The sequence below is a fragment of the Gemella taiwanensis genome (assembly GCF_054054385.1).
Genome location: NZ_JBSMTL010000002.1, coordinates 152791 through 178184, shown reverse-complemented (window position 1 = coordinate 178184; position 25394 = coordinate 152791). Strand labels below are relative to the sequence as shown.

Here is a 25394-nt window from a genome sequence, read left to right as displayed (position 1 = left end):
ATAATTAATGAAAAAAAAAGTAATAGTAATTGGGGCAGGGCTAGCAGGAAGTGAAGCTGCTTGGCAACTAGCAAAACGTGGAGTAAAGGTTGATCTTTATGAGATGAGACCTAAGAAGATGACTCCAGCTCATAAAACACAAAACTTTGGGGAGTTAGTTTGTTCTAACTCATTAAGAGCCAATAATATAACAAATGCTGTTGGATTATTAAAAGAAGAGATGAGAATGTTAGATTCAATCATTATTAAATGTGCGGATGCAACACAAGTACCAGCTGGTGGAGCACTTGCGGTAGATAGAGATAAATTCTCAGAAATGATTACTGAAACTATTAAAAATCATCCAAATATTAATGTTATCGGTGAAGAACTACCACAAATTCCTAAAGGAGATGTACCTGTAATAGTTGCAACAGGACCACTTACATCAGATGCCTTAAGCCAAGATATTAGAAACTATACTAAACAAGATGGATTATATTTCTATGATGCTGCAGCACCAATTATAGAAAAAGATTCTATCGATATGGAAAAAGTTTATCTAAAATCAAGATATGATAAAGGTGAAGCGGCTTATTTAAACTGTCCGATGACAAAAGAAGAATTTACAAATTTCTATAATGAATTAATAACAGCTGAAGCTGCTCCGTTAAAAGAATTTGAAAAAGAAATTTACTTTGAAGGGTGTATGCCTTTTGAAGAAATGGCTAAACGTGGAGAGAAAACTTTATTATTTGGACCGATGAAACCAGTAGGATTAGAAGATCCAAAAACTGATAAACGTCCATATGCCGTTGTTCAATTGCGTCAAGATAATAGTGAAGGAACTCTATACAATATTGTTGGGTTCCAAACTCACCTTAAATGGGGTGAACAAAAGAGAATTATTAATATGATTCCTGGGCTTGAAAATGCTAATATCGTACGATATGGTGTTATGCACAGAAATACATACTTAAATTCACCACAATTATTAGAAAAAACAAATAGATTAAAAGAAGAAAAAAATATTTATTTCGCTGGTCAAATGACAGGGGTAGAAGGATATGTTGAAAGTGCAGCTTCAGGGATTGTTGCAGCGTTAAACGCGCTTTATAATACTGAAGGTAGAGAAGTAGTATTTCCAACTGAAACAATGATTGGGGCAATGGCTAACTATATCGTTGATAGCACAAGTAAAAACTTCCAACCTATGAATGCAAATTTTGGTATTATTAAACCACTTCCTGAAAGAATCAAAGATAAAAAGGAAAAATATGAAAGATATGCTAAAAGATCGCTAGAAATTTTAGAAAATTTCAAAATTGATTAAATTAATTTTTAAAAAGTCTTACAATTTATTAAAATAAATGTTATAATAGTCAGGGAAGTATTTTGTAAGGAGAAAATTAATGGCAAGTTTATTACAAAAAACAAGAAAAATTAGTACAATTTTACAAGAAGGACGTCATGACAACGTAGACTTTGAAGCGATGGCTATGCGTCTTAGTCCCATTTTAGATTCAGTAGTTTATATTCTAGATACTGAAGGGAATATTCTTGGTTATGATTCAATCGTTGATTATTCAAATGAACGTATGGAAAAAATCATTCAAGATAGAAAAGTTCCTAAAGCTTATCTAGATGCAACATTAAAAGTTTATGCCACAAAGGTTAATATTCCTTTCCAAGAACCATTATCAATTTTCCCTGAAGAAGAAGAAGAACGCTTTGAAGGAAACAGTTATACTGTAATCCTACCAATTAGAGGTGGTGGAGAACGTTTAGGTACACTTGTAATTGGTAGAATGGATAATGATTTCAAAGATGATGATTTAGTTTTAGCTGAGTATGCATCTACAGTAGTAGGTATCGAGATTTTACATGAAAAACAAGATAAAGAGAAAAACTTAGCAAGAGATAAAGATATGGTTAATATGGCTCTAAACTCATTGTCATTCTCTGAGAAAGAAGCTATTGAACATATCTTTAGAGAATTAGATGGAACAGAAGGATTATTAATCGCTAGTAAAATTGCTGATAGAGTAGGGATTACAAGATCTGTAATCGTAAATGCTCTTAGAAAATTAGAAAGTGCTGGTATTATTGAATCTAAATCATTAGGTATGAAGGGTACATATATTAAAGTATTAAAAGAATATTTCTTAGAATTAATGTTTTCTAACGAATTTTAATAAGTAAAATTGTATAATAAAAGAAAGGTTGTAGATTTGCAGCCTTTCTTTTTTACGTAAATAATATTTAGTATTTTAGTTAGTTAATTTATCGATAAATTTTTTATTATTAATAATTACCCTTGTATGAGAAGCGTCGCCGATTTTTTTATCTTCTTCGAATGCTTCTAAAGAAAAAATAATGACTTTTTCTTTAATAACCTCAGTAATTTCTCCTTGAATTGTAATTTCTTTTCCAACTAAAGTAGGAGCAAGATGGTTTATATTTATATTGCTTCCAACACTCCCAAATTTATTTGATAAGAAAGTGTTCAGGTATGTTTTAGCAGCATTTTCCATAAATGCCACAAGACTTGGAGTAGCTAATACTTCAAGATCACCGCTTCCCATGAATTTAGCTGTGTTTGTATCTGACACGATATATTTTTGTTTGAATTGCTTATTGATTTCTATATTCATAATTTTACTCCTATTAAATTATTCATAAAATGTAACTTCGTAGTCTACGAATTCATTATTTTTGTAATTGAATTTAGCTGAGAAGAATGGTTTATCTTTAACCAACCAATCTAGAAAGATATAATCACCTTCCCAAGTTTTTATATTTTGGATTTCAGATTTTTTCACCCATACTAAATCACCTTCATTACAATCTTCTGTCAGTTTACCTTTGTAGTTAGGTGCAGTAAATACATATGTATACCAGTCACGTTCACCATCGAAATTAGGGAAGGTAATGATACCTCTTAATTTAGGGTTAATAATATCTAAGTTTGTTTCTTCTTTTACCTCTCTAATTATGCAATCTTCAGGACTTTCCCCAGGCTCAAACTTACCACCCACACTAATTGTTAATCCTTCGTGAATATCGTTTTCTTTCTTTGTTCTTTTTAACATCAAGAAACTATCGCCATTATCAATATAGCACATAGTAGCTAATACATTATTCATTTTATTATCATCTCCTCATATTTAAAGAAAAAGTAGGAAAGAGGATTTACCTCAATGCCTACTTTCTTCTGTGAAAAATTTTTATTGAATTAATAAATAGCTTCGTTTAACGTTTTTTATCTAAACCTACAGCGTCTAGTAATGCAACAAATACTGTAAACATTACAGAAAGAATAGCACAGTCACGAAGTGTGTTAACTTCACCATTGCTACCTAAAATAGATGATACGATAAATATTACAATAAATGCGAATATAAATGACCAAATTAGTGAAATAATATATTTCATCGTTATCACTCCTTAATTTTTTCTTACACTACTTATTATACAACTATTATTGAAATCTAGCAACATTTTTATTAATAAATTGTATTTATAACATTTGTGTGTAATAATTATAGTATAAGTATGATTAATTTATTAGTTCTAGAAAACTATGAAAACGAATTGGAATTTTCATTATTTTTCTAGAAATTTACAAAAAATATGATATAATAAAATAAATAAAATTGTGGAGGTAGTTTATGTATCAAAAATTATATATCGATAATAATTTAAAAGATAATATTTCAACTGATATAAAACAAGTGTTTTTTGATAACGAGATACCTTTTGAATTTATTGAAAGTTCAGTCATTTTTGAATCTAATGTTTTGTTTTTAACTGATAATAAAAATAACCTTAGTTCTACATTGGTTAATGTATTCTTAATGAAAAAAGAGTACGATTTTCTAGATGTAAAAGATGCTATTTTCATTAGGAATATTGAAGATGTAGTAAGAGTGTTTAAAAATGATGTTTGGAAAAAATGGGCACAAGAGCTTCAATTTCTTTCTCAATGTAGTTTAGCTTATAGTAAAGATAAATTTGATAGAGAGCGATCAGAAAGAATTAGAGAAATTGCTTGCGAGATGTTATCGTTTAAATATGATATTCCTATAGAGAAAGTTAAGCTGGATTTTGCTGGAGAATTGGGGTATCAAACACCTAAAGTAGAAACAAGAGCTGCTGTTATTAAAGATAATAAAATTTTACTAGTTAAAGAGCAATTAGATGGTAAGTGGGCTCTTCCAGGTGGCTATCAAGATGTTAATATGAGTATTAAGGAAAATGCGATAAAAGAAGCTAGTGAGGAAGCAGGAGCGGTGGTTAATCCTGTGAAAATTATTGCAGTACTTGATTATAATAGACATCACCATGTCAATTTTCCATTTGGAATGGTTAAGGTGTTTGTTTTATGTGAATATGTGAGTCATAGTTTTGTTGAAAATACTGAAACATTGGGAGCAGAATTTTATTCACTTGATGAATTACCAGAATTATCAACAACAAGAACGACGAAAAAACAATTAGAAATGTGTTTTGATTGTTATAATAATATCGAAAATTGGAAAACTATATTTGATTAATTTTTATGAGGAGTGATTTTAGAGTTTATGAATTTACGAGAGACATTGATCAATAAAAATCTTCCAGTACATGAACAATTGATGTTCTGTTTATTATTAACGGTTATGGGTGGTTTTTTTGATGCATATACATTTGTTAACTGTGGAGGTATTTTTGCTAATGCTCAAACGGGGAATTTAATTTTTGTAGGTATTGATTTGATCGAGGGGAATTTTGGAGAAGTACTACATTATTTAATTCCTATATTTTCTTTTGTTGTAGGAGTATTAGTAAGTAAATTTATTGAGTATAGATACAAAGAGTTATCTATTTTCAAGCATATATTTATGTTATTATTGATACAAATGACAGCTTTAATAGTAATTTCAATAAAACATCAGTTTTTTGGAATTGATGTAAGACCTATCGTTATTTCTTTCATTTGCGCAATTCAATATGATGGTTTTAGAAAAGTTAATAATTTAGTATTTGCGAGTGTATTTTGTACTGGTAACTTACGTTCTATGAGTGAGCATCTATACAAGCTTGTTGTTTTGAAAAAACAAGAGAGTAAAACTCCATTGATTATTTATTCTACAGTAATTAGTGTATTTTTATTCGGAGTAATTTTAGGAGCTGCTATGTCGAAATATTATTTACATAAAGCGATTATTGTTCCTATTGGTATAATTTCCGTTAATTTAGTTTTTATTGTTGTTATTTATAACAAATTCGGAAGAAAAAAATTAGTATAAAATAATAAAATTTCAAGGCGGTTTTAGAAAGTTTTAATTAGCTTTTTAAATTGTCTTGGAATTTTTTATATTTCAAGAAAAATTGTTATAAATGCATTTACATAAAGTTTTATAGATGTTATAATCAATATAGAAACAAAAAATAGGGTAGCTTTAATATTAAGGGGGTATTTATATGAGTGAAACAGTATTAAACAATTTTAATGAATATCTAATAAATAGAAAAGAGTTTTCAACTAACACTATTAATTCGTACGATAGAGATTTGAAAAAAATCTTTTTATATTTAGCTGAAAGAGGATATTCAACAGATGATTATTCATGGCTTAATGAGGAATTCATTTCTAGATATATTGATTACTTAAGAGAAAAAGAGTATTCGTCAGCGACATTATCAAGAACGATTTCTACTGTTCATATTTTTGTAGAATATTTATGGATGGAAAAAATTATTCCTAATAGAATAAATATCGATGTACATATTGATAAAGAAGAGCACCAAGATTTGGTAATTTTTACAAGACAAGAAATTTCAAAAATTTTAGATGTGAAAACACATAATCTTATTGGTTATAGAGATAAAGCGATATTTGAATTATCTTATTCTATAGGTATAAAACCTACAGAATGTATTAACCTTGAACTTAAAGATGTAAATACTACTATTGGATTTTTAAAATATAGAAAGAAAGAAGGATATAGAACTGTCGCTTTGAATAGAGAATCAGTTGAAGCGATTGAAAATTATATTACTGAGTTAAAAAAGAAATATCCTGATATTAAGGACGATAGTAAGTTATTCTTAAATCATGATGGTGAAGGTATAAGTCGCCAAGGTTTCTGGAAAATATTTAAAAAACGTCAACAGGATTTAGGTTTGACGAAAGAATTAAATACTATGAATTTTAGAAATTCTTTAGCGATCCATTTACTTGAGGATAAAGTTCCAGCTGAAGAAGTTCAAGAACTACTTGGGCTAAAAAATATTCATAGCTTAAAATTGTATTTCTCAAGTTTAGAGGGGAATAAATCTAAAAGAACAATGACTAATCATCCAAGAAAAACAATTAATAAAGGATAAAATTAATGTATAATGTTAACTTAGAGGTTTTTCAAGGACCACTTGATTTACTTTTACATTTGATAGAAAAGATGGAAATTGATATTTATAATATTCCTATAGCGCGTCTAACAGAGAGTTATCTGGAATATATAAATAATAACGATGAATTTTCTTTAGAGAATGCAGAAGAATATATTGTTATGGCAGCAACTTTGCTTCATATAAAAAGTAAGAATTTACTTCCTAAGTTTGAAGATGAAAATATTGATGATGAAGAGGATCTAGTTCAACAGCTTCTTGATTATAAAAATTACAAAGAATTGAGTGAAAAACTAGATAATCTTCAAAGAATGAGAGCTCAATTTTTAGATAAAGAAAGTGCTAATATAGAAGTAGAAGGTAGTGTCGATTCACTTCGAATACCTTCTACTAAATTGTTAAGAGCGATGGAGAATATACTTAGATCTTTCGATGAAAAAGATAGTGAAGTTTCTTTAATTAGCTATCGTAGAGAAGTCTCGTTTGAACAGGTAAAAGAGGAACTTGTTCATAAGTTTAGGGATAGGCCTAAGATGCACTTTTTTGATCTTGTAAAAACATATTCTCAAAAAAATGAGATAGTCTTGATGTTTATGGGAATCTTAGCTATGATAAAAGAACAAGAATTATTATGTGTTGACAAAGATGGTGAAATCATTTTAGAATATAAATTAAAGGAAAATTAATATGCTATTAGATGAAACAAAGAAAATAATTGAGGCTTTACTCTTCATGAAAGGTGAAGATGGTCTTAATATTGAATATTTTTCTACCTTTATGGAGGTGGAACAACACGAAGCGGAAAACATGTTGAATGTGTTCTGTGAAGATTATAATAAAATCAATAATTCGTTGATTATTAAAAAATTTGGATCAACCTATAAAATGCTCTTAAGAGATGAAATGACAGAGGTAATAAAAAAAGCTGTTATTTCTAAAAATCTAGTTAAGTTATCTAAAGCTTCTCTAGAAACATTAGCGATAATTGCTTATAATCAACCAATTACAAAAGTTCAAATTGATAAGATAAGGGGTGTAAGTAGTGATTCTATATTACACTCTCTTGTTAGTAAAGAGCTTATAGTATCGAATAAGACTTTGGATACTATTGGTAAGCCTAAGTTATATGAAACTACAGACATTTTTTTAGATGTTTTTGGGTTAGAAAGTTTAGAACAATTACCAAAATCGGAAATTGTTAGTAATGAAGAGATTAGTAAATTTTTACAAAATTAGGAGGATGACATGGCAGAAAGACTGCAAAAATTAATAGCTGCATCAGGATATACTTCAAGAAGAAAGGCAGAACAATTAATTCTTGATGGAAAAGTAAGTGTTAATGGTGAAGTCGTAAAAGAACTAGGTGTAAAAGCCGAACCAAGTGATATTATTATCGTAGAAGGTGTTCGTTTACTAAAAGAAAATAAGAGATACTATCTATTTTATAAACCTGAGAAGGTTATTACATCAATGTCAGATGAAAAAGATAGAACATGTGTAAAAGACTTCTTTGAGGATGTTAATGAACGTGTTGTACCTGTTGGAAGACTAGACTACGATACGTCTGGGGCACTTATAATGTCAAATGATGGTGAGTTTATTAATTTAATAACGCACCCTAAACATAAGATTAGAAAGACATACGTTGCGAAAATTAATGGTAAATTAGAAGATAATCACCTTAGAATTCTTCGTAATGGTGTGAGAATCGATAATTATAAAACTGCTAAGGCAGAAGTGAATATCGTAAAAAATAAAAACAAGAGTGGTAATACTTTAGTTAGATTAACTATCCACGAAGGGAAAAATAGACAAGTTAGAAGAATGTTTGAAGCTTTAGGATATGAAGTTATGAAACTTAAACGTGAATCTATTGAAGACTTAACATTAGAAGGTTTGAAAAAAGGTGAATACAGAACCCTTACGATTCACGAGGTTAAAAGACTTATTAATAAAGCTAAGAATGGTGAGAAGTAAAATTAGGAAGTGATGTATTGTGGCAGAAAGAATATTAATAGTAGATGATGAGGAAAGAATTAGAAAATTATTAGTAATGTATCTAGAAAAAGAAGGATATATTGTAGATGAAGCTAGTAATGGTCATGATGGTTTAGAACGTCTAAAATATATGGATTATTCTTGTGTGTTATTAGATGTGCAATTACCGATGTTAAATGGTAAGTCTATTCTATCTGAACTTAGAAAAACTAAGGCTACTCCTGTAATAATAATGTCTGCCCAAGCAGATGAACAAAGTAGGGTTGAAGGTTTTGAATTAGGTGCAGATGATTATGTAATTAAACCGTTTAGTCCGAGAGAGCTTATGTTAAGGATCAATGCTATTCTTCAACGTACAAAACGTAGTGTATTTTATACTCCAGAGCTATATACGAAGGATGTGTTAGTTTTCCCTGGTTTAATTATTGATGTTAATTCACATAAAGTAATTGTTGAGGATAGTGAAGTTTTATTAACACCTAAAGAGTTTGATTTATTACTGTTTTTAGCTAAATCACCGGATAAGGCTTTTAAGCGTAATGAAATTTTACGTGCTGTATGGGATTATGATTTTTATTCTGATTTAAGAACTGTAGATACTCATATCAAGCGTGTAAGAAAAAAATTCGATAAAATTTCTCCAAAGGTTGCTCAGATGATTGTTACTGTTTGGGGAATAGGGTATAAATTTGATACATCACAAAATAGTCTATAAAAGGAGAAAACATGCTAGGATTTTATAGAAATTTAGCGAAATTAACTAGAACTGCTAGTAAAATTGCAGGTAAAAAAGGAACGGATTTACCGGGTAAAGTATTAAGAAAAGTAAATGACAATGTACTAACGAAACTGGCTAGTCATTTTGATGAAATTGTATTCGTAACTGGAACAAATGGTAAGACAACTACATCAAATCTTATTGGACATACTCTAAAAACTGCTGGAGAAAATTTCGTAAACAACTTTGAAGGAGCAAATATGTTGGATGGAATTATTTCAACTTTTGCTATTCAAGCTAAAAATGATACAAAGTTAGCTATTATCGAAATTGATGAAGGTTCAATTAGAAGGGTAATGAAATATATTACTCCTACTAAATTTGTTATCAATAATTTCTTTAGAGATCAGATTGATAGATTCGGTGAAATTGATACTTTGATAGCAACAATAGGCGAACAACTAGAAGGGAAAAATATTCAACTTATATTAAACAGTGATGATCCTTTCGTTGCAAGGCTTTCAAAATATGGTGAAGATAATATATACTTTGGTATTTCAAAAGATGCTTATAAATTTTCTGATTTTGGTATTTCAGAATCTAAATTCTGTCCTAATTGTGGAATGGAATTAATTTATGATCATGTTCACTATAGTCAACTTGGTTTTTACCACTGTTCTAAATGTGATTTTAAACACCGAGATGTTAAATATGAAGTAACTAATGCTACTGTAGAACCATTTATTAATATGACTATTAATGAAGATACTTTGATTGAAACAAAACTAGCTGGTGATTATAATATATATAATTTACTTGCAGCTTATTCACTTTTAAAAGAACTTGGATTACAAGATGAAAAAATAAAATACGGTTTAGAATCATATACTGCGACTAATGGACGTATGCAGAGTATTTCTTTAGCTAGCGGTTCAACAGTTTTATTAAATCTAGCAAAAAATCCTGCTGGATTGAATGCTTCTTTAGCAATTGCTAATTCGATAAAAGAAGAAATAAACTATCTATTAGTATTGAATGATAATGGTGCTGATGGTATTGATATATCATGGATTTGGGATACTGATTTTGACATACTGAACGAACAAAAGATAAATAATATTGTCTGCTCTGGTAAGCGAGCAAAAGAATTAGCGTTGAGATTGAAGTATTCAGGACTTAATGCTAATGTAGTTGTTTTAGAAAGTATTTCAGAAGCAGTTGAAAAACTAAAAAGTTATAAAGAGAAATATGCAATTGCTATTCCGAATTATACGGCTTTAGTAGAAACTCAAAAAGAATTGGAGAAATAATTCTATGGATTTGAAATTATATCATTTTATGCCAGATAAATTAAATTTATATGGTGATATTGGAAATGTTATTGCGCTAAAAAAACGTTGTGAATGGAGAGGTATTAATTTAGAAATTGAGAATATTACTTCTACTGATGGTGTAAAGCTTACAGATTGTGATATGTTTTTTATCGGTGGTGGTTCTGATAGGGAGCAATGTATCGCGACAGAACAATTCAGTAAAATTAAACATGAATTTAAATCAGCAATTGAAGATGGGATACCAGCTCTTACAATCTGTGGTGGTTATCAGTTTTTAGGAGAATATTATAAGACTGTAGATGGTGATAAATTACCTGGTTTAAATATTCTTGACTTTTATACAGAATCAAAAAAAGATGCACCACGTTTAATTGGTAATATCCTTGTTGAATCTGAAAAATTCGGTAATATCGTAGGTTTTGAAAATCATGGTGGAAGAACATATCATAATTATGAAACATTAGGAAATGTAGTAGTAGGATATGGAAATAACGACGAAGATAAAAAAGAGGGTATTTTATACAATAATCTGATTGGTACGTATTTACATGGTCCTATCTTACCTAAAAATCCAAATGTTACAGATTATTTAATTAAAGCGGCGTTAGATAATAAGTATGGAACATATGATTTTATTGAGTTAAATAATGATATAGAATTAAATGCCAATAAACATATGGTTGAATTATTGAAAAAATCAATTAAATAAAATTTAATGTTTAAAGATTATAAAGAAACGACTTAAAAGTATGATTATTATTAATCAAACTTTTAAGTCGCTTTTTGTATTAAAATTGTTTAATGCACTGTTTGAATTTATTTATAAGTTCTGGAATTAACTCTTTATCTAGGCACGAGAATGCAATTCTTATGTGTTCATCATCCATTGAGTAAACTCCATACTTATATTCGTTTAGAAATTTAAGTCTAAACTCATGTGCATTTATATTCGATGGTAATTTTATAGTGAAGAAATAACCAGAATTAAATGGTAAAATTCTAACAAGAGAATCTAATTGTTCTACGGAAAAAGCTTGTTTTAATTCATTATAACGTTTTTCGATAATTTTATCATTTATTTCTTTTTCTTCAAGAGTTTTTTTATTATCTAACAATCTAAGTGCAATTTGTTGTGATAAATTAGAAGGTGATGAAGTAGTACTTCTTAAAAAACCTTGGGTTTTTTCTAATAAAAGTTGTCTTAATTCATCATTTTTTGTGTAGTATGTAATGAAACCTATGCGTAATCCCCAACTGTAATATTCTTTAGTGATTCCATCAAGTTTGATTATTAAACAGTTTTCATTTTCTGCTAATTTATATGTAGCACTTAATGTAGGAGTTTTGTGATTCTTTTCAAAGAATAGTCCAAAATATGCATCATCAGAGACAATAATAAGTTGTTTATTTTTATTTTCTTTTGCATAAGTACTTATTACATCAACTAGTGAATTCAATTCAACATCAGAAGGTGTATAACCAGTTGGATTATTTGGGAAGTTTAAAATTAGAGAAATTTTATCTTCTTTGATACTATAAAGAGTTTCTTTGAAGTTTGTTATACTAAACTCATTGTTTTCGTCAAATTGGTTGTATTTATAAATCTTGTTCCCTAACTTAATTGTATAAATCTGAGCATAATTTTGCCAAAAAAGATTTGGTAGTAAAAGAGCATCTCCACTTTGGCTAAATAGATTTGCCGCTATATCGATTCCTTGGGTAATTCCTGTTGTAACCATAGGTAATGATAAAAAGTCTTTATTAATACTAGGGTTATCAGCTAAGATTTTTTCTTTCCATAATTCTCGCATTTTTGGCAATCCAGGTGTAGGAGAATAAGGTAAGTATTCTGAATTGTTAATTTCTGTTATTACTTTGTTTATTGAAGGTAAAGCCATAGCTTTTTTATTAGATGTAGCAATACCAATTGTAGCGTTAATCGCACCTGGAATAGCTGCTGTTTCTTTTGATTGAATTAATACGTCTTGAGGTAAAATTATATTTTCACCTAGTTTTGAAAAAAATGACATAGTATTCCTCCTGTTTTCTATATAGAATTATTATACCATTAATATGACATTACTAAAAGGGAGAATTATAATTAAGAAATTGAATAACATATAAAATTTTAAGAATTGAATTTAATAGGTGAAAAATTTTAAAATATTAAATTTATTATAGTCTATGATTTACTATAAAAGGTTTAATATTAAATATTATATGATAGTCTTTGCTAGAAAAAAAATGTATTGTATGGTATAATAATGTGTATCTTTTTGGGCTTTAAATAGATTAGATAATAAAAAGATAATAAGATATAAGATAAAGTTCAATAATGTGAGGTGTAATTATGGTAAAAAATAAAGAAGAAGTAAGATGTTCTTTTTGTGGAAAAAATACTAACGAAGTTTTTAAAATGATAGCTGGGAATGACGTATTTATCTGTGATGAGTGCGTTGATTTATGTTCAGATATAATCGAAGAAGAAATTGAATATAAAAATGCTAATAACAAACCAGCATTTAAATTATTAGAACCTCAAAAAATAATGGAGCATTTAAATGAATATGTAATCAGTCAAGATAAGGCGAAAAAATCTGTTGCTGTTGCTGTTTATAATCATTATAAGAGAATAAAAGCTGCAGAGAATCATGATATAGAATTACAGAAAAGTAATATTGCCTTAATAGGAAGTACTGGATCAGGAAAAACATTGATTGCTCAAACTTTAGCTAAAATGCTGGACGTACCTTTTGCTATATCAGATGCAACAACACTTACAGAAGCAGGTTATGTAGGAGAAGATGTTGAAAATATCTTACTTAGATTAATTCAAAGTGCTAATTATGATATTGAAAGAGCTGAAAAAGGAATAATATATATTGACGAAATTGATAAGATTGCCAAAAAAGGTGAGAATGTATCAATTACTCGTGACGTTTCAGGAGAAGGTGTTCAACAAGCACTTCTTAAAATTCTAGAAGGTACGGTTGCTAGTGTGCCTCCTCAAGGTGGAAGAAAACACCCTGGAGAAGAAATGATTAAAATAAATACGAAAAATATTCTGTTTATCATTGGAGGAGCTTTTTCGGGTATAGAAGAAATAATCAAACGCCGTCTAGGAGAAAAAGTTATAGGTTTTTCTAAGAGTGATGAACTAAAAGATGATGAAGATATTATTTCTAAAGTAAAACATGAAGATTTAGTTAAGTTCGGTATGATTCCTGAATTTATTGGACGTATTCCGGTAGTTTGTTATCTAGAAGAACTTGATGAGAAAGATTTGGTTAGAGTACTAACTGAACCAAAAAATTCAGTTGTTAAACAATATGAATACTTATTTGATCTTGATGGTGTTAAATTAATTTTTGAAGAAGAAGCGCTTGAAGAAATTGCTAAAGAATCTATCAAGAGAAAAACAGGAGCACGTGGACTTCGTTCTATTATTGAAGAACTACTACTTGATGTTATGTTTGAAATACCAAGTAAAAAAGTTATTAATACTTGCACAGTAACACGTGATAACGTAATTAATAAAACAAAACCAATTTTTAAATAAATAGGTTAGAGAGGAGTTCGTTTTGACAAAATATTATTTATTAGAGAATAGAGATTTATTCTTTCCGTCTAATACTTATACAATAGATGTAACGGACAAAAAATTTTTAAAAACAATTAAAACTATTAAAAAAGATAAAATACCAGTTTTTGTAACATACAAAAGAAAACCAATTGATAGTTATGATGATTCATTTTCTGAAGAAGATGTATTTGATAGTAATGGTTTTAATGTGTTCTTTGGGACTTATGGTCAATTAACAATTGATAAAAAGAATAAAAAATATGAGTACCAATGTTATGGAATTGCAGAGGTAAAAAGTGGTGTTTATAACAATAACCATGTTGAACACCTTGAGATTAATATTAGAGAAGTTGTGGATAATGGTTTTGATAAAACAGGTTTATTGAATAGTATCAGAACAAATTTCCTAAATTATTTAAAGAGAGAAAACTTCGATATTGATTACTATAAAACTGATGATTTAGAGAAATTTATCAATAAAAATATTAAGTTTTTCCCAATTGATAAAATGCTTAAACAACGTGTATTATTCTTGTTAGATTTAGAGAAAAAGGCTATTTTCTTAAATAGAAGTCTAGAAGCTTTCTTAGTTGGAAATAGCTTCAAACGTGAGATTGATGAAAAAGTTCGAGCTAATATCGATACTCAACAAAAGGAATACTTCTTGCGTGAACAGATGAAAGTTGTACAAGATGAGTTGAAGCAAATATCGCCTGAAGATGACGATATTGAAAAGATTCGTCAAGCTATTAATGATATTGAATTATCTGAAGAGGATAAAGCAGTGTTATTAAAAGAAGTAGATAGGCTAGAAAAAACACCGGTAATGAGTCCTGAACATTCTATCATTAGAACTTATTTAGATACTGTTGTTGCGCTTCCGTGGAATATACTAACAGCTGATGAAATAGATATAAAGAATGCAGAAAAAATTCTTAATGAAGATCACTATGGTTTAGAAAAAATAAAAGAGAGAATTTTAGAATTTTTAGCAGTTAAAAAATTAAGAGATGATATGAAATCTCCAATTTTATGTTTATCAGGACCTCCAGGTGTAGGTAAGAGTTCATTAGCTAAATCAATCGCCGCTTCTATGGGAAGAAGTTTTGTTCGTATTTCTTTAGGTGGAGTACATGATGAAGCTGAAATTCGTGGACATAGAAGAACTTACCTTGGTGCTTTACCTGGTAAAATTATTCAATCATTGAAGAAAATAAAAACTAAGAATCCAGTTATTTTGTTAGATGAAATTGATAAAATGGCTTCTGATATAAAAGGTGACCCTGCAGCAGCTATGCTAGAGGTAATTGATCCAGCTCAAAACAATGAATTTGTAGATCATTACTTAGATATTCCATTTGACTTATCAAAAGTATTATTTATTGCGACAGCTAACAATTTGAGTTTAATTCCAGCTCCACTTAGAGATAGGATGGAAGTAATTGAACTTGAATCTTATACTATTAAAGAAAAAGAAAATATCGCTGCGAAATATTTAATACCACGTCAAATTAAAGAAAATGGTCTTAAAAAAGGTCAAATTACCTTTAGTAAACAGGCGATTAATAAGATAATAAATGGATATACTTATGAGGCTGGTGTAAGGAATTTAGAGAGAGTATTTGGTTCTATTTGTAGAAAAGCTGCACTAAAAGTTCTTCAAGGAGAAGAGAAAATCAAAGTAGGTGTTACTAACCTTGAGGATTTTGCTGGACCTGAAAAATATAGTTCAAAAGATAAAAATGTTAAACCTGAGATTGGTTTAGTTAATGGTCTAGCTTATACAGTTGTTGGTGGAGATACTCTAGAAATTGAAACAAGTGTATCTAAAGGAAATGGTAAGATTATTCTTACAGGAAAACTAGGGGATGTAATGAAAGAATCAGCACAAATGGCGATTTCTTATTTAAGATCTAATGCTGAAAATCTTAATATTGAGAATATTAATTTCTCAGAAATAGACATACATCTACACGTTCCTGAAGGTGCTGTTCCTAAAGATGGACCATCTGCTGGTATAACTATTACTACTTCGGTGTATTCTGCATTAACTAAAAAACCAGTTGATAATAACATAGCGATGACTGGAGAAATGACTTTACATGGAAAAGTTTTACCAATAGGTGGGGTTAAAGAGAAGATTTTAAGTTCCGAAAAGATGAATATTAATACAATAATTATTCCGACTAAGAATAAAAAAGATCTAATTGATATTCCGAAAGAAGTACTTGAAAAATTAACTATCTATTCCGTTGACAGTATTCAAGAAGTATTTAAAATAGTATTTGGAGAATAAAGATGAAAAAGTTAAATACACATAATGTTGATCTGCTTATAAGTGCAGTTTCAAAAAAACAATATCCTGAACATGATAAACCAGAAGTAGCGATGTGTGGTCGTTCAAATGTTGGTAAATCATCTTTTATTAATACAATATTAGAAAGAAAAAACTATGCGCGTGTTTCATCAAAGCCTGGTAAAACTCGTACATTAAACTTCTTCGATGTTGATAATAAGTTAGTTTTAGTCGATGTACCAGGTTATGGGTACGCTAAATTATCAAAACCAGAAAAAGAAAAACTATACGATATGATTGTTGAGTACTTCACTAATAGTGAAAATTTAGGTTTTGTTCTACATTTAATTGATAGTAGACATAAACCATCTCAAGATGATATTGAGATGAATGAATTTTTAAACTATTATGAAATCCCATTTGTTATAGTTATGACAAAAATTGATAAAATTTCTAAAAATGAACTTGCTAAAAATACAGGAATAATTAAACGCGAATTAGACTTAACTAATAATATGGCTATTATTCCTTTTTCTTCAGTTACTAAAATAGGGAAAGAACAAGTTCTAAATGAAATAGCTAAAGTATTAGAAGATTAAAAGTTAAAAAAGAAGTGGCGACCCAAAATCCCTAAATTTTAAAAAGGTTTATATGAAAACTCATAGACGCAGTGGTTTATTGATATCTAAATTCGCTTTATAAAAGCTTTTTAGATATCTAATAACCTGTGCGGGGGTGACTCGACAAAATCGATTTCTTCGAAATCACGATTTTTGAGTCACTCCCTTCTATATTTTTTGATTATTAATAGAGTTTTAGATGTGAAATTTTTATAAATATTTTATCTTTACATAGCATAGAAAAATTGATATAATAGGGATTAGACGAGTCAACAAAAAAAGTTGACATTTTTCGTCGAAAAGTATTGACATACTTATATTTTAATGTTAGAATAATATCTAGCTTAGAAAACTTAGCGTTATAGATTCAACTTTTTCATTAAAACACTTCATAAACACACACACATAAAATTAATAAAAAAGTTGAAACATAAGGAGTACAAACATGGCAGTAAAAATCCGTTTAAAAAGATTAGGTGCTAAAAAATCACCTTTCTACCGTATCGTTGTTGCTGATTCAAGATCTCCACGTGATGGACGTTCTATCGAAACTATCGGTACTTACAATGCTGTTAAAGAACCAGCAGAAGTTAAAATCGATGAAGAGTTAGCATTAAAATGGTTAGGTAATGGAGCTCAACCTTCTGACACAGTTAGAAGTTTATTATCAAAAGAAGGAATTATGAAAAAATTCCACGATTCAAAATTAAATAAATAATGAATATTTAGCCCCTTAATTATTAAGGGGTTTTTGTTTTTATAAAATTGTGTTATAATTAGATTTAAAATTCAAAAACAACCAACTACATAGCTGTCGAGTGTAGTTATTGAATATAAAAGGAGGAATTATATGGAATATTTAATGGAAATATTACCTAGTTTAATTAAAGGTGCTTTAATAACTTTAGAAGTATTTTTCCTAGTTTTAATTTTATCTATTCCTTTAGGTGTAATTATAGCTTTTATTATGCGATTTAATATTAAGCTATTAAACTATTTTATTAGTATATATATATGGATAATGCGTGGAACACCGTTGTTACTACAATTAATTTTTATATATTATGTACTACCTTCAGTAGGAATACGATTTGATAGACTACCTGCTGCTATAATTGCATTTACGTTAAACTATGCAGCTTATTTTGCTGAAATATTTAGAGGCGGTATTGACTCAATTCCGAAAGGTCAATATGAGGCTGCGAAAGTATTGAAATTTACTCAATTTCAAACTATTAGATTTGTTATTTTACCACAAGTTATTAAGATTGTATTACCGAGTGTATTTAATGAAATAATGAGTTTAGTTAAGGATACTTCTTTAGTATATGCATTAGGAATAAGTGATTTGATTTTAGCTAGTAGAACAGCTGCTAACAGAGATGCAAGTTTATTGCCGATGTTTGTTGCTGGAGCTATTTATTTACTACTTATTGGTATTGTAACAATAATATCGAAACGAGTAGAAAAGCGTTGTAACTACGATAGGAGGTAACACATGTTAGAATTAAAAAATATAAGTAAGAAATTTAAAGATAGACAAATTCTTGAGAATTTTAACCTAACTGTAGAAGAGGATAAGATTCTAGCAATAGTAGGGCCTTCTGGTGGAGGGAAAACTACGTTGTTAAGAATGTTAGCGGGTCTAGAAAAAATTGATTCTGGTGAAATAATTTATAATGGTGAATCACTTCCAATTGATGAATTAGAAAAAAGAAATTTATTAGGATTTGTTTTCCAGGATTTTCAATTGTTTCCGCATCTTACAGTTCTTGAAAATTTAGTACTTTCTCCAATTAAGACTATGAATATGTCTAAAAATGATGCTGAAGAAAAGGCACTTACATTGTTGAATAAGCTTGGGCTAGATAAGCAGGTAAACAATTATCCAATTTCATTATCAGGTGGACAAAAACAACGTGTTGCCTTAGCAAGAGCGATGATGATAGATCCTAAAATAATAGGCTATGATGAACCTACTAGTGCATTGGATCCAGAGCTTAGATTAGAAGTAGAGAAACTTATTCTTAAAAATAGAGAATTAGGGATTACACAGATTGTTGTAACTCACGATTTGCAATTCGCAGAAAATATTGCAGATAGTATTCTGAAAGTAGAACCAAAGTAAGAGGTGATTATAATGAAAAGATTTAAATTACTTATTACTCTTCTTATTAGTGTTTTAATAATTAGTGGTTGTGCATCTGGTGGAAAAGATAAACCTAAAAAAGATAACTGGGAAGATTTTCAAAAAGATAAGAAGGTTGTTATAGGTTTTGATAATACGTTCGTTCCTATGGGATTCCAAGATAAGAGTGGTAAAAATGTTGGATTTGATATAGATCTAGCAAACTCAGTTTTTGAAAAATATGGAATAAAAGTTGAGTGGCAAGCAATTAACTGGGATTTAAAAGAAACTGAGTTGAAAAATGGTAATATAGATTTAATTTGGAATGGTTATTCAAAGACTAAAGAAAGAGAAAGTGTAGTTCGATTTACAAAGCAATATATGATAAATGAGCAAGTTGTAGTAGTGAAAAAATCTAAAAAAATTAAAACTATATCTGAACTAAAAGATAGGGTACTTGGTGCTCAAAATGGTTCGTCAGGATATGATACTTTTAATGAGAAACCAGAAGTTCTTAAAAATATAGTGAAGAATAACGATGCTACTCAGTATGAAAGTTTTAATGAGGCGTTAATTGATTTAGAAAATGATCGAATTGATGCATTATTAATTGATAAAGTGTATGCAAATTATTATTTAAAACAACAGAATAAACTCCGAGATTTTGATATTTTAAATGCAGGATTTGATAGTGAAGCATTTGCAGTAGGAGCGAGAAAAGCGGATGTTACACTTATTAATAAGGTGAATGAAGCATTTAATAAATTATATGAAGAAGGAAAATTCCAAGAAATATCAAATAAATGGTTCGGAGAAGATGTTGCTACTGATGAGATAAAAAAATAACTTAAGATTAGGAGATGAACTATTAATGACGAATATAATAGTTTGTCTCTTTTGTATTTTTTAACTATAAATAAAAGAGAGGTTTTATAGCGTAAATATAATACAAGGTGTCAACAAAAAAAGTTTACAAATATTAATAAAAGTACTTGATTTTTTTAAGATTATTATTTATAATAATAAGGTATGTGATTAACTCACTGAAAAATAACTCTGTTCGTATTAAAAGCGTTCAGGGCAGAAGGAGACGATAATAATGAGAGAAGGAATTCACCCAGATTACCGTAAAGTTGTATTCATGGATACTACAAGTGGTTTCAAATTTTTAAGTGGTTCAACTAAACCATCTAAAGAAACTATCGAGTGGGAAGACGGGAATACATACCCATTATTAAAAGTTGAGATCTCTTCAGATACACACCCATTCTACACAGGGCGTCAAAGATTCGCTCAAGCAGATGGACGTATCGAACGTTTCAACAAAAAATACGGTATCAAGTAAGAAAAATAAAACAGACATTTCTTTATTGGATTGTCTGTTTTTATTCTATTAGTAATTGTATAATACAAGCCCGAGGGGATTAATAATGATAGAAAATAGAAAATTCGGATGGATAGAATGTATTTGTGGAAGTATGTTCTCTGGAAAATCAGAAGAATTACTAAGACGTATAAAACGAGGGGTAATAGCCAAACAAAAAGTACTTTTATTCAAACCGTCTATAGATAATAGATACGAAGAGAATATGGTCTCTACACATAATGGAAATAGTTATGAGTCAGTAAATATTGATAAAGCTGAACAGATTTATGACTATATTATTGATAAAAAATATGATATCATAGGAATTGACGAAGTACAGTTCTTTGATGAGAAAATTGTAGAAGTTATTAATAAGCTTGCTGATGATGGTATACGCGTTATTGTTGCAGGTTTAGACATGGATTTCAAAGCAGAACCGTTTCACCCGATGCCTGAAATAATGGCTGTAAGTGAAATGGTAACAAAACTTCATGCTGTTTGTAATAAATGCGGTAAAGAAGCTAGTCGAAGTCAAAGATTGATTGATGGTGAACCTGCTAGATATGATGACCCAATAGTGGTTATTGGTGCTAGTGAATCGTATGAAGCTAGATGTCGCCATTGTCATGAAATTAAAAGATAAATTAGGAGGAAGAAATGGAAATTTTTGGACAACTTGAGATAGTTGAAGAACGTTATGAAAAACTAAACGAATTACTTAGTGATCCAGATGTTGTAAGTGATACGAAAAAACTTATGGAATATTCTAAAGAACAACGTTCTATTGAAAAAACTGTAGCTGTATTTAGAGAATATAAAGATATAGTTCAACAAATTAAAGATACAAAAGAACTTCTTGAAATAGAAGAAGATAAAGAAATGAAAGAAATGATGCAAGAGGAAATCAAAGAATTAGAACCAACTCTTGCACCAATGGAAGAAGAATTAAAAATCTTATTATTACCAAAAGATCCTAACGATGGGAAAAACGTTGTTGTTGAGGTTCGTGGAGCAGCTGGAGGAGATGAAGCACAATTATTTGCTGGTGATTTATTACGTATGTACACTAGATTTGCTGAATCTCAAGGATGGAAAGTTGACGTCTTAGAACGTTCTGAAACTGGTATCGGTGGTATTAAAGAAGCGATCTTTATTATTTCTGGTGAAGATGTGTACTCTAAGATGAAATTTGAAAGTGGTGCACACCGAGTTCAACGTGTTCCAACAACAGAATCAAGTGGACGTATTCACACATCTACGGCAACAGTTGTAGTATTACCTGAAGCAGAAGAGATTGAAATCGACATTAATGAAAATGATATCCGTGTTGATACTTTTGCATCTAGTGGTGCTGGAGGACAATCGGTTAATACAACGATGTCAGCTGTACGTTTAACGCACATTCCTACTGGTGTTGTTGTATCTATGCAGGATGAACGTTCTCAGATAAAAAATAAAGAAAAAGCTATGAAAGTTTTACGTGCTCGTGTTTATGATAAATATCAACAAGAAGAGCAAGCTAAATTTGATGCTGAACGTAAATCTAAAGTTGGAACAGGGGACCGTTCTGAACGTATTAGAACTTATAACTATCCTCAAAATCGTGTTACTGATCACAGAATTGGTTTAACTATTCAAAAATTAGACCAAATTATGGAAGGTAAACTTGATGAGGTTCTAGAAGCACTTCGTATTGCTGAACAAGCTGAGAAGATGGTAGAACTAAATAAAGGTGAAGAACTATAATGAACAGAAGGCAAGCTATTACAAAAGCTTGTCTTCTTTTGAGAAGACAAGGAAAAGAAGAATCGTTAGCGAGATTTTTATTAATGTATATGTTGGATGAAAACTCTCAACAATTTACAAATAATATTTCTGAGCAAATATCAAAAGAAAAAGAAGAATTGTATTTTTCTTTAATTGATAAACATATAGAGGAAAATATGCCATTAAGTCACCTTGCGGGATTTGAGTATTTTTATGATAGGAAGTTTAAAGTTACTAAAGATGTGTTATCGCCTAGAATGGAAACAGAAGAACTTATATATAAGGTTATTGAGTATATAAAATCTATTAATAAAAATAACATAAAAATTTTAGATTTATGTACAGGTAGTGGTATTATCGGAATAACTTTAAGAAAAGAACTTGAGTCTAAGTCGCTAAAGGTGGTTGCAAGTGATATTAGTGAAGAAGCTCTAAAAGTTGCTAAAGAAAATGCGATAATGAATGAGGCAGAGGTTAAATTTATACAATCTGATATTTTTGAGAATGTAAATGAGAAATTCGATATCATAGTTTCAAATCCTCCATATATAGCATATAGTGATAAAATAACAATGGAAGATAATGTTTTAAATTACGATCCGCATCTTGCTTTATTCGCAGAAGAAGATGGTATGTATTTCTATAGAGAAATAGTAGAAAATTCTAAAGAATATTTAAATAAAGATGGTATGATATTTTTTGAAATAGGATATGATCAAAGAGAGAAGATACTGAAGCTAGCCAATGAGAATGAATTTAAAGCTGAAGTGTATAAAGATATAAACGGCCGAGATAGGATGGCTATATTAGAAAGAATATAAAAATAAGAGTTTCTTAGGAATTAATCTAAGAAACTCTTCAGGCTGTTGACAAATGCAAAATATGCATGAATCAACAGCCTATTTAATGAGAAAAAACGCTAAAAATGTTATAATATAAGTATATAGAGGGGGTTTTAGTATGTTTAATAGAGAAGAAAATATAAAAGATGAAATAATATTAATGACGTTATCAGAAATAGTTCCTACTATTTTAATTTGTTAATCTTTTCAACAATTATATTCTACCATATTCATCAGATAAATACTGTCTATATACGAAATTTTTTAAAATTATTTTAAAAATAATTCGATATTTATTAAATTTAACAAGTTAACCTATTATATTTAGTTCCTCATTTTATAATACCTCTAAGTTTATTTTACATGTATTGACCAAATTAATTACTTTAAAGATATATTAATCTTCTTTAGAATAATTATTCAACTTTTTACTTTTTCTCTTATAAGAATTTTATTATTCTGATTTCTTCTTTCTATATTCCTCAAAAAAGACGACAGTTTCAACTATCGTCTTTTCTATCTATTATGTATTTTTTATAACTATAACCTAGAGGAATTATACCTAAATCAATCCTGCATCTTTTAGGATTTCTTCAATATATGTTCCTTTAATTTTTTTCAATACACGTTTACTAATTGCTTTGGCAAAGAAAGGTAGTTTAACTTCTTCAAGTTTTTTACCATCCATTAAGCGATTAGTTGATTTAGTCATTACACGTAAATCATATGCAGAATTAAATACTTCAGGTACACCTCTATCGACATCTAGTAATGTGTATACTGCTTCCATAGCTGTACGAACAGAATATTCTGTAGTGAAGACAGTATCACGTGGTGTTTCAGAGAAGTTACCTATAAATGCTAAGTTTTTAGAACCTTCTGGAATAACTAGTGGTCTATCACCATCATGTCTTGGCATAAAGTAACTTGTTATATAAGGCATATAACATGGAACTGTGCTACAACCTTTGCTTGCAAATTCATGAATAAATTGTTCAGGAACACCAATATGGTAAAGCCATTCTTCTGCGATTTCAATACCTGTACAAGCTTCTATAGGTTTTTTAATATAGTTACCAGAAATATTTGAATATAAACCATAAATCCAAACTACTAATTCATCTTTAGATTGAGATTTAAAGTGTGGTTGACGGTTAAGTGTAAAGCTTAACATCCAATTTGAGTCACGTGCTGTTACTATACCACCAGTTACTACTTTACCTGCATAAGGATCACGTTTACAAATTTTTTCTATATATTCTGCGATTCGTTTGTCTGTTACAGTTGTTGTAGCTGAAACAAACCAGCTTTGATCAGGAAGATTTTCACAAAATACTTCTGGACGTCCAAAACGTTCATCTTGTTTAGCTAAGTTTTTCCAAAGTTGCCAAGCACCACCAAGCTCTTTGCTGACAGGAGCTGAAGTATCATTGTTACCATATGTTGTAGATGCAGTGATACTACCATTTGTAACGAATACTAGGTCATCATCTGTTAATTCTCTAACAACAGGTTCCCCGTTTACTTCTAAGATCAGATGTTTAGCTACTAAATCTTTCCCTTGTTTTTCAACTTTAATATCTTTAACTACAGTATTGTACTCAAAAGTTACACCATGATCTTCTAAATATTTAACTAATGGTAGAACTAATGATTCATATTGATTATATTTAGTGAATTTAAGTGCTGATAAATCAGGAAGTCCTTTAATATGATGAATAAATCTCAACATATATCTACGCATTTCAGCTACTGAGTGCCATTTTTCAAAAGCAAACATTGTTGCCCAATAAGTCCAGAAATTAGACTCAAAGAATTCACTACTAAAGAAATCTGTTATTTTCTTACCTTGAAGTTCTGATTCAGAAGTTAAATATAGTTTTACTAATTCTTGACTAGATTTATCAGATAATGCAAATAGTCCATCATCAGGAATTCGTTGTCCACGGTTTTCAATAACACGACATTTTGAATAGTTAGGGTCTTCTTTATTTAGCCAGTAGAACTCATCTAAAACAGATGCATCCTCTACCTCTAATGATGGAATAGATCTGAAAAGATCCCAAAGGCATTCAAAGTGATCTTCCATTTCACGACCACCACGAATAATAAATCCACGAGTTGGATTCATAATACCATCTAAGCTACCTCCTGCGATAGGTAGTTCTTCAAGAATATGGATTCTTTCCCCTTTCATTTGTCCATCACGAACTAAAAAGGCTGCTGCAGCAAGAGATGCTAGTCCTGAACCTACTAAATAGGCTGATTTTTTATCAACTCCTGCTGGTTTTTTTGGTTTAGCAAATGCTTCATAATTTCCGTTTGAATAATACATAAAAACTCCTCCTAAAAAAAGTGTATACTAATATC

At 29.5% G+C, this 25394-nt stretch carries 27 protein-coding genes; 22 read left to right on the top strand and 5 right to left on the bottom strand.

Going from position 1 to position 25394, the window contains the following annotated elements; translation table 11 throughout:
• Positions 1-7 precede the first annotated feature (7 nt).
• Both trmFO and codY read left to right on the top strand, forming a co-directional pair.
• Positions 8-1312, top strand: a complete 1305-nt coding sequence (gene trmFO, locus ACWOA3_RS02915; RefSeq protein ID WP_456884004.1) for an FADH(2)-oxidizing methylenetetrahydrofolate--tRNA-(uracil(54)-C(5))-methyltransferase TrmFO — start codon at positions 8-10, stop codon at positions 1310-1312.
• 79 nt (positions 1313-1391) lie between these two features.
• Positions 1392-2174 (top strand): GTP-sensing pleiotropic transcriptional regulator CodY, encoded by a 783-nt coding sequence (gene codY, locus ACWOA3_RS02910; protein WP_003145967.1) that lies wholly within the window; start codon positions 1392-1394, stop codon positions 2172-2174.
• 75 nt (positions 2175-2249) lie between these two features.
• On the opposite strand, the gene ACWOA3_RS02905 is transcribed toward codY, so the two are convergent.
• The 3 genes from ACWOA3_RS02905 to ACWOA3_RS02895 all read right to left on the bottom strand — a co-directional run bounded on the left by ACWOA3_RS02905 (position 2250) and on the right by ACWOA3_RS02895 (position 3414).
• Positions 2250-2633, bottom strand: coding sequence for a thioesterase family protein (locus ACWOA3_RS02905; protein ID WP_456884003.1), 384 nt, complete (start codon positions 2631-2633; stop codon positions 2250-2252).
• Between the two features lie 18 nt (positions 2634-2651).
• Positions 2652-3125, bottom strand: coding sequence for an NUDIX hydrolase (locus ACWOA3_RS02900; RefSeq protein WP_003145969.1), 474 nt, complete (start codon positions 3123-3125; stop codon positions 2652-2654).
• Positions 3126-3231: 106 nt separating this feature from the next.
• Positions 3232-3414: a DUF2929 family protein gene (locus tag ACWOA3_RS02895; RefSeq protein WP_003145970.1), complete on the bottom strand. Its 183-nt coding sequence runs from the start codon at positions 3412-3414 to the stop codon at positions 3232-3234.
• Between the two features lie 236 nt (positions 3415-3650).
• Between ACWOA3_RS02895 and ACWOA3_RS02890 the strand changes: the two genes are divergently transcribed.
• The 9 genes from ACWOA3_RS02890 (at position 3651) to ACWOA3_RS02850 (ending at position 11131) form a co-directional block, all read left to right on the top strand.
• Complete coding sequence (locus ACWOA3_RS02890) at positions 3651-4535, top strand: NUDIX hydrolase N-terminal domain-containing protein (protein ID WP_442566152.1); 885 nt, start codon at positions 3651-3653, stop codon at positions 4533-4535.
• A 27-nt stretch (positions 4536-4562) separates the two neighbouring features.
• A complete protein-coding gene (locus ACWOA3_RS02885) occupies positions 4563-5270 on the top strand; it encodes a YoaK family protein (RefSeq protein WP_456884002.1) in 708 nt (235 codons plus the stop codon).
• 175 nt (positions 5271-5445) lie between these two features.
• On the top strand, positions 5446-6351 hold the full coding sequence (locus tag ACWOA3_RS02880; protein WP_456884001.1) for a tyrosine-type recombinase/integrase: 906 nt from the start codon (positions 5446-5448) through the stop codon (positions 6349-6351).
• Between the two features lie 5 nt (positions 6352-6356).
• Positions 6357-7058 carry a segregation/condensation protein A gene (locus ACWOA3_RS02875; RefSeq protein WP_442566155.1) on the top strand — a complete coding sequence of 234 codons (702 nt, stop codon included), beginning with the start codon at positions 6357-6359 and terminating at the stop codon, positions 7056-7058.
• 1 nt (position 7059) lies between these two features.
• Positions 7060-7608: an SMC-Scp complex subunit ScpB gene (gene scpB / locus ACWOA3_RS02870; RefSeq protein WP_003145975.1), complete on the top strand. Its 549-nt coding sequence runs from the start codon at positions 7060-7062 to the stop codon at positions 7606-7608.
• A 9-nt stretch (positions 7609-7617) separates the two neighbouring features.
• On the top strand, positions 7618-8349 hold the full coding sequence (locus ACWOA3_RS02865; protein ID WP_003145977.1) for a pseudouridine synthase: 732 nt from the start codon (positions 7618-7620) through the stop codon (positions 8347-8349).
• 19 nt (positions 8350-8368) lie between these two features.
• Positions 8369-9085: a response regulator transcription factor gene (locus ACWOA3_RS02860; protein ID WP_003145978.1), complete on the top strand. Its 717-nt coding sequence runs from the start codon at positions 8369-8371 to the stop codon at positions 9083-9085.
• A gap of 11 nt (positions 9086-9096) precedes the next feature.
• A complete protein-coding gene (locus ACWOA3_RS02855) occupies positions 9097-10398 on the top strand; it encodes a MurT ligase domain-containing protein (RefSeq protein WP_456884000.1) in 1302 nt (433 codons plus the stop codon).
• Between the two features lie 4 nt (positions 10399-10402).
• On the top strand, positions 10403-11131 hold the full coding sequence (locus ACWOA3_RS02850) for a type 1 glutamine amidotransferase (RefSeq protein WP_204642257.1): 729 nt from the start codon (positions 10403-10405) through the stop codon (positions 11129-11131).
• 79 nt (positions 11132-11210) lie between these two features.
• Here ACWOA3_RS02850 and ACWOA3_RS02845 read toward each other — a convergent pair whose 3' ends face one another.
• On the bottom strand, positions 11211-12452 hold the full coding sequence (locus ACWOA3_RS02845) for an aminotransferase class I/II-fold pyridoxal phosphate-dependent enzyme (RefSeq protein WP_456883999.1): 1242 nt from the start codon (positions 12450-12452) through the stop codon (positions 11211-11213).
• Between the two features lie 320 nt (positions 12453-12772).
• Between ACWOA3_RS02845 and clpX the strand changes: the two genes are divergently transcribed.
• From clpX to prmC, 11 genes are all read left to right on the top strand, one after another.
• Positions 12773-13981, top strand: coding sequence for an ATP-dependent Clp protease ATP-binding subunit ClpX (gene clpX, locus ACWOA3_RS02840; RefSeq protein ID WP_456883998.1), 1209 nt, complete (start codon positions 12773-12775; stop codon positions 13979-13981).
• A gap of 22 nt (positions 13982-14003) precedes the next feature.
• Positions 14004-16301 (top strand): endopeptidase La, encoded by a 2298-nt coding sequence (lon, locus tag ACWOA3_RS02835; protein ID WP_456883997.1) that lies wholly within the window; start codon positions 14004-14006, stop codon positions 16299-16301.
• A 2-nt stretch (positions 16302-16303) separates the two neighbouring features.
• A complete protein-coding gene (gene yihA / locus ACWOA3_RS02830) occupies positions 16304-16900 on the top strand; it encodes a ribosome biogenesis GTP-binding protein YihA/YsxC (protein WP_314989065.1) in 597 nt (198 codons plus the stop codon).
• Positions 16901-17366: 466 nt separating this feature from the next.
• Positions 17367-17639, top strand: a complete 273-nt coding sequence (gene rpsP / locus ACWOA3_RS02825) for a 30S ribosomal protein S16 (RefSeq protein ID WP_003145074.1) — start codon at positions 17367-17369, stop codon at positions 17637-17639.
• A 132-nt stretch (positions 17640-17771) separates the two neighbouring features.
• Complete coding sequence (locus ACWOA3_RS02820) at positions 17772-18416, top strand: amino acid ABC transporter permease (protein ID WP_456883996.1); 645 nt, start codon at positions 17772-17774, stop codon at positions 18414-18416.
• Positions 18417-18419: 3 nt separating this feature from the next.
• The gene (locus ACWOA3_RS02815) at positions 18420-19049 is read left to right on the top strand and encodes an amino acid ABC transporter ATP-binding protein (RefSeq protein ID WP_456883995.1); all 630 of its coding nucleotides are present in this window, start codon (positions 18420-18422) and stop codon (positions 19047-19049) included.
• Positions 19050-19061: 12 nt separating this feature from the next.
• Positions 19062-19895 (top strand): amino acid ABC transporter substrate-binding protein, encoded by an 834-nt coding sequence (locus tag ACWOA3_RS02810; RefSeq protein WP_456883994.1) that lies wholly within the window; start codon positions 19062-19064, stop codon positions 19893-19895.
• A 253-nt stretch (positions 19896-20148) separates the two neighbouring features.
• Positions 20149-20394, top strand: coding sequence for a type B 50S ribosomal protein L31 (locus ACWOA3_RS02805; protein WP_003145327.1), 246 nt, complete (start codon positions 20149-20151; stop codon positions 20392-20394).
• Between the two features lie 85 nt (positions 20395-20479).
• Positions 20480-21058, top strand: coding sequence for a thymidine kinase (locus ACWOA3_RS02800; RefSeq protein WP_204644375.1), 579 nt, complete (start codon positions 20480-20482; stop codon positions 21056-21058).
• 14 nt (positions 21059-21072) lie between these two features.
• Positions 21073-22161 (top strand): peptide chain release factor 1, encoded by a 1089-nt coding sequence (prfA, locus tag ACWOA3_RS02795; protein ID WP_456883993.1) that lies wholly within the window; start codon positions 21073-21075, stop codon positions 22159-22161.
• Complete coding sequence (prmC, locus tag ACWOA3_RS02790; protein ID WP_456883992.1) at positions 22161-23003, top strand: peptide chain release factor N(5)-glutamine methyltransferase; 843 nt, start codon at positions 22161-22163, stop codon at positions 23001-23003. Before prfA ends, prmC begins: the two co-directional genes overlap by 1 nt.
• 583 nt (positions 23004-23586) lie before the next feature.
• On the opposite strand, the gene ACWOA3_RS02785 is transcribed toward prmC, so the two are convergent.
• Positions 23587-25359, bottom strand: a complete 1773-nt coding sequence (locus tag ACWOA3_RS02785) for an oleate hydratase (protein WP_456883991.1) — start codon at positions 25357-25359, stop codon at positions 23587-23589.
• Positions 25360-25394: the final 35 nt, after the last annotated feature.